This is a genomic window from Mesorhizobium sp. M7A.F.Ca.MR.176.00.0.0 (assembly GCF_004023165.1).
Lineage (GTDB): Bacteria > Pseudomonadota > Alphaproteobacteria > Rhizobiales > Rhizobiaceae > Mesorhizobium.
In genome coordinates this window covers 1-5,482 of sequence record NZ_RZTC01000201.1, presented here as the reverse complement: position 1 = coordinate 5,482, position 5,482 = coordinate 1, and the positions used below count along the sequence as shown (strand labels likewise).

Below are 5,482 nucleotides of genomic sequence, written 5' to 3'. Positions count from 1 at the left end.
AGAGCTACCCGTCCGCGTTCGGCGGCTTCCGGCAGGTCGAGGCCAAGAACCACATTCTCCAGCACTCGTTTCCATGGCAACAGCCGGGCATCCTGGAACACCACCGATTTCTTGTCGGGTGTTTCGAGTCGGCCGGAGCCGGAGACTTTGTCGTCGAGATCGGCGCGCGCGCGCAGCAATGTACTCTTGCCCGACCCGCTACGGCCGAGAAGGGCGACGAACTCCCCCCTCTCGATGTCGAGGCTGAGGCCGTCGAGGATGGTTCGCGGGCCGAAACGTCTCACAAGGCTCTCGACCCGCACCACCGGCGCGCCGCTCAATCCGCCAAGGTGCGACGCCATGACAGGGACCTTTCCTGGAAGAAGCGGACGATGCCGTCGGAGGCTAGACCGAGCAATGCGTAGACGACAAGGCCGACGATGATGATGTCGGTCTGGCCGTAGTTGCGTGCGAGATCGATCATGTAGCCGATGCCGCTGGTGGCATTGACCTGTTCCACCACCACCAGAGACAGCCAGGCATAGGTCACCGCAAAACGCAGGCCAAGGAAGAACCCTGGAAGGGCGCCGGGCAGGATGACCTGGCGGATGAATTCGCCGTAGCCCATTCGCAAGGTCTGGGCCAGTTCGACATAACGGCTGTCTATGCTGCGCAAGCTGCTGTGGGTCTGGATATAGATCGGGATCAGGACAGCCAGCGCGATGGTCGTTACTTTCATGCCCTCGCCGATGCCGAACCACAGCATCAGCAGCGGAATCAGAGCGAGCGTCGGTATCGCCCGCTTGATCTGAACAGGGCCGTCGATGATGGCCTCGCCAAGTCGCGACAAACCTGAAATGAGAGCAAGGATGGTCCCGATCAGGACACCGAACACCAGCCCCTGTGCTGCCCGCCAGGCAGACGTCATCAAATGATGCTGAAGCTTCCCTTCTGCGATGAGATCGATGGCGGTGCCGACAACCGACCAAGGCGCCGGCAGCGTTCTAGGATCGATCAGACCGGCGATACTGCCGATGGACCAGATCACAAGAAGAAGTGCAGGCCCGATCAGCGCGCCAAACGGGATCGTTCGCCCAAGTGCGAGTCGCCTCGTCCCGGTCTCGCGGGGCTCGGCCGCAGGCGAAATCAGCGCCCTTTCATCCGTTGCGTAGGGAATGTTGGGTGCAACCGCAGCGGTGTTCGAGAATGCGTTCATCGGTGTCGTCTCCGGTCTCGGGAAGCAGGCGTCAGGAGGCGTTCAGCGCGTTTGTGGCGATCGCCTCGAAGCGCCTGTCGAACAGGTCCTCGGCCTTGATCGCGGGCTTGTTCAACTCCTTGGCCAGGAGATCGATCGTCGCCTGCTGGCGCACGATCACGTCGTTCCAGTCGGAGGGGATGTCGAACTGACCATCAGCGTCGATCAGATACTGGCCATCTTCTGTGTTGAGGCCCTGGGTGGCGACGTAGTACCCCTCGATCCACTCCTTGGGATGCTCTTCCACCCAACGGGCGGCTAGCGCCCAGTAGCGCACATATTCGCCGAGAGCGGCGGCTTTGGCCGGGTCGTCAAGCACGGCTTGTGGGGCATAGAGATGGGCTGGATCATCGCGCAAGCCGTGCGGGATAGTGGCAGCGCCGTCGGCGCCATACTGGCGCAGATAGCGCTTGATGAGGACGCCCGAGATCGGCGCGACGTCGACTTGCTTGCCGGCAAGTGCCACTGGATAGGCGTCGCCTTTGCTGGGCAGTTCGATGAGATGTACATCCTCCTTTTCCAGGCTGGCGGCCTGCAGGACCCTCAACACCAGCGCGCCTTGTGCCTGACCGGGGCTGAAAGCAATCCGCTTACCGCGCAAATCCGCGAGCGTCCTGACCTCGACTCCCGGTGCAATGCCGAGTTGATAGATCGGGTGCGCAACCGGTTCCTTGCGGAACTTCGCGGCAATGATCTTGACCTTGAGCCCCGTCCAGGTCGCGTGGATGGGCGGAATGTCGGCGACGGATCCGACGTCCAATGCGTTGGCGCGAAAGGCTTCGATTGTCTGTGGACCACCGCTGATATTGGCCCATTCGACCTCGAACGGCAGTTGATCGATCAGCCCCGATAATTCCAGCGCCCTTTGCGTCTCGGGATCGCCGATACGAAGCACAGTGCCCGCCGGGATTTTGGTCGGCAGCTTGCCCGCGTCCGGACTACCCGCCGGGGCAATGAGGGGGGAGAAAGAAGCGACCAAGCCTACCGCGAACGCGGTCACGAACCCACCAAACCTCCTTCTTGAAAATCTCTCCACAGCTAACACCATCGTCTTGCTCCAGTTTTGGGAAGGCTCCGAATTGCGCTGCTAGTATGTCCAGTGATTTGGTAGACTATAAAAGTATCAGGTGCTGTTCTTTGCCACCCGAAGGAAACGCTGTTCGCCTCCAATGCTCATTCGGAGCACGCGCCGCTCAACAAGAGGCGGGTTGGGGCGCCGCAGAGCAGGTCGCGTTTCTAACCGGCGCCAACTCACGTCCTCGCCGAAAGCGGTTCCTGATGCCCTATGCGCCTTGCCAGCGAGCTTCGGCTTGGAACAGGACCCAGCGTGAAGCTGCTAGCAGAAAAATCGCTTCGCCTCCGGTAGTGGAAGGACAGGCACTATAGCCTGCGATGATTACCGGCCGATAGGAACGGCCGGGCTCGTAAGAACCGGAAGAGCTGCTGTTTCCTTTTTGAAGGGTTCCCTGAAAAGTCTTCTGCCTAAACCTCATCATTATGGTCCAGCTGTCGTATTTTCCAAGGCCATTGCAAAGTAGAGTGATAGCACCTTGCCGCCTGCGCGGCAGGGAAGGCCATGGCAGAGCCGGAACCACGGTAAGACGGCGCAGACCGTCAGGCTCTTCAAAAAACCATTCAGAGGGGATCGTCATCATTGATCCGGCGGTCGGGAGGCTCGGCCGGTTGAAAAGAGGACGTTGGTAATGGGGCGGCCACGAGATAGCTGGGGTGATCCACGCCACGCATTTGCACGGATCACCTGCCAAAAATGGCGGACCGGTCCCGGAATCGAGCCGCCGTCGCGGGTTTTTTGCGGCCGTAGCGGCCTCGCTGTCTGCTGTGCGCCTGGCGAAGCGCGCAGCAGATGAGAAACCCTGCGTGCGTCGCGCTGGCGCTGATGGTGCAGCCGGAGATACGGCTTCTCGACGAGCCGTGAGGAGCTCTCGAGGCCATGACCAAGATTTCCATACAGGAAGAACTGGCGCGCATCTGAGCGATTAAACGTCATCATGGCGGACACGCGCGTGTTAGCCGGCGCGGGCGTTTCGCGCCTCCAGCGCGGCATTCATCCCTGTGAATCAGGCTTGTTTATGTGGCGAAACTTCGACAAAAAGTCGCTCCGACTCGGATCGGGAGAAGGGATCGGATATGGTCTTTCGATTGAAAGAGCGCCTTGGCAAGAAACTTGAGGAAGAAGTGCAATTCTTCAAATGTTGGCAGAAGGATAAGAAAGGTGTGGGCGCACTCATGCCCACGTCGATCCATGCGGCGCGCCGCATGGCTAGTGTGGTCAACCCGCATTCTGGATTGCCGGTTTTGGAGCTTGGTGCCGGGACTGGTGTCATCACCAGGGCCATCCTGGAAAGAGGCATCAAACCGCATCGGTTGACTTCGGTCGAATATTCCAAGGATTTCTATGAGGGCCTGGTGCGACGCTTTCCGGGAGTGGATTTCCGCTTGGGCAATGCGTTTGCCCTGGAAGAAACCCTGGGGGAGCGCCGGGAAAAGTTCGATTGTGTCATAAGCGCAGTGCCGATGTTGAGCTTTCCGATGCAACAGCGCCTCACACTGCTGGAGGATTTGCTTGCACGAATCCCCGCCGGGCGACCTGTGATCCAAATCACCTACGGTCTTCTGTCACCGGTGCTCAAAATGCCCGACCGTTACATCGTTTCTCACTATGATTTCGTCGTTCGCAATGTTCCCCCCGCACAACTCTGGACCTATCGACGAGCAGTGTGACCACAGGGGGACGCGGGCAACAGGTCGCTTTCGGAATCCTTGTACAGGACTGCAAAGCCGACTGAACCTGGTGCTGGGGCCAGCCATTCGCGCTCTGGCTGGACCGCCTTCCATTCCGCATTTTCTAAGGATCGATTTGACCGCAGCAGAGAGATGATGTTCGGCTACAAGCATTGAGAGCGGCGAAGCTTCCCGCTAACGCCGATGTTTCTCCGGTATTTCCGGAGATGCATTCCTCGAGACGCGCCAGGCGGGACTTCGCATTGCGAAGTTCATGTCCGGCTTCGAGACGTCGATGGCGTCCTTGAGGTGTGGGCGCTATGAGGTCGCGCTCCAGTTCCGCAATGCGCGCACGCACCTGCCGAGCCTCGTCCTGACGCAACGCCTTGATCCATCCACGCCCGCGCATCGGTCTTCCTGCCAGCAAAAGCCATGCGGGTTTATCCACCGAGACCTTAATTTCCGGCAAGTTCCGAAGGGCTGCCGACATAGGGATCTGCCAAGGGTCAGGCCTACCGCAATCGGCTATCCAGCTTGCCATTGAAACCGAGCAGTCGCCGCCAGGAAAACGGACAGCGCGTCACATTTCTGACAGATCGGTCGACATTGGATGCACTGCTTGGCGCGAGCCCCCGAAAAAGCCTTTGTCGAAGGAACCATGATGTCCGCTTCCATTGCCCCGCAACCATTTAATCAGCGGAAGAGACTTTTGGTCGTCCGGGCCTTGAGCATAGCGGCGATTGGCTCGCTGCTATTCTCTCGCCCCGGTTGGGATGAAGCATCTAGCCTTCACGAGGTCGTCGAGATGATCGGTTTTGTTCTGATCCTCGTCTGCATACTCGGGAGGTTGTGGAGCATCCTCTATGTCGGGGGGCGGAAGAACAGCGAATTGGCAGTTAGCGGGCCGTACTCGATCACACGCAATCCCCTATATCTGTTTTCGACGATCGGAGCATTCGGCATCGGCCTCATGTTCGGATCGCTCATCGTTGCATCCGCTCTGGGGGTGTGCACCTATGCGGTTTTCGGGATGACTGCCCGAAAGGAAGAGACGTTTCTTCGTGACAAATTTGGTCCGGAGTTCGAAGCATATGTGGCAAGGACGCCGCGGTTCTGGCCCAAGCCGTGGCTGCATCAGGACAAGCATCAGCACGCGTTCTCCACGAGCGCATTAAGAAGCACATTCTTCGATGCCCTCTATTTTCTGGCGATCTTTCCAGCCATCGAAGGCATCGAATACCTCCAGGTAGCTGGCTATCTGCCCACCTTTTTTTGGCTGTTCTGATCCTAAAGACGGAGCAATAAGCCGCCGCGAATAGCCCTCCTGTTAGCCTTTGTAGCGTACCAGAACGGCGCCTGTTGCGATCAAGGCAACCCCTGCCCAGTTCGACAACGATGTTCCTTGAGGAATGTCACTCAGAACACCGCCACCAGCCCGCCGACCGCCAACAGGCCGATGCCGGCAAGCAGCGGCACGACCGGATAGCTCTCCATAATGTTCTGGAT

Annotated in this window: 6 protein-coding genes; 2 read left to right on the top strand and 4 right to left on the bottom strand. The window is 59.0% G+C overall.

Going from position 1 to position 5,482, the window contains the following annotated elements; all coding sequences use genetic code 11:
- From EOB59_RS33435 to EOB59_RS33425, 3 genes are all read right to left on the bottom strand, one after another.
- A partial coding sequence (locus EOB59_RS33435; RefSeq protein ID WP_128290208.1) for an ATP-binding cassette domain-containing protein occupies positions 1–341 on the bottom strand: 341 nt, incomplete at its 3' end.
- Positions 317–1,195: an ABC transporter permease gene (locus EOB59_RS33430; RefSeq protein WP_095482955.1), complete on the bottom strand. Its 879-nt coding sequence runs from the start codon at positions 1,193–1,195 to the stop codon at positions 317–319. The genes EOB59_RS33435 and EOB59_RS33430, both read right to left, overlap by 25 nt.
- Positions 1,196–1,226: 31 nt before the next feature.
- The gene (locus EOB59_RS33425) at positions 1,227–2,279 is read right to left on the bottom strand and encodes an ABC transporter substrate-binding protein (protein WP_245486871.1); all 1,053 of its coding nucleotides are present in this window, start codon (positions 2,277–2,279) and stop codon (positions 1,227–1,229) included.
- Positions 2,280–3,382: 1,103 nt separating this feature from the next.
- On the opposite strand from EOB59_RS33425, the gene pmtA reads away from it, so the two are divergent.
- Positions 3,383–3,976, top strand: coding sequence for a phospholipid N-methyltransferase PmtA (gene pmtA, locus EOB59_RS33420; protein ID WP_095482953.1), 594 nt, complete (start codon positions 3,383–3,385; stop codon positions 3,974–3,976).
- A 124-nt stretch (positions 3,977–4,100) separates the two neighbouring features.
- On the opposite strand, the gene EOB59_RS37025 is transcribed toward pmtA, so the two are convergent.
- The gene (locus tag EOB59_RS37025; RefSeq protein WP_245329741.1) at positions 4,101–4,466 is read right to left on the bottom strand and encodes a hypothetical protein; all 366 of its coding nucleotides are present in this window, start codon (positions 4,464–4,466) and stop codon (positions 4,101–4,103) included.
- Positions 4,467–4,595: 129 nt separating this feature from the next.
- Between EOB59_RS37025 and EOB59_RS33410 the strand changes: the two genes are divergently transcribed.
- Positions 4,596–5,261 carry an isoprenylcysteine carboxylmethyltransferase family protein gene (locus tag EOB59_RS33410; protein ID WP_306462383.1) on the top strand — a complete coding sequence of 222 codons (666 nt, stop codon included), beginning with the start codon at positions 4,596–4,598 and terminating at the stop codon, positions 5,259–5,261.
- Positions 5,262–5,482: the final 221 nt, after the last annotated feature.

Coding starts and splice junctions, on each gene's coding strand:
- EOB59_RS33430 (WP_095482955.1), bottom strand. CDS start 1,195: ATGAACGCATTCTCGAACACCGCTGCGGTTGCACCCAACATTCCCTAC.
- pmtA (WP_095482953.1), top strand. CDS start 3,383: ATGGTCTTTCGATTGAAAGAGCGCCTTGGCAAGAAACTTGAGGAAGAA.
- EOB59_RS37025 (WP_245329741.1), bottom strand. CDS start 4,466: ATGTCGGCAGCCCTTCGGAACTTGCCGGAAATTAAGGTCTCGGTGGAT.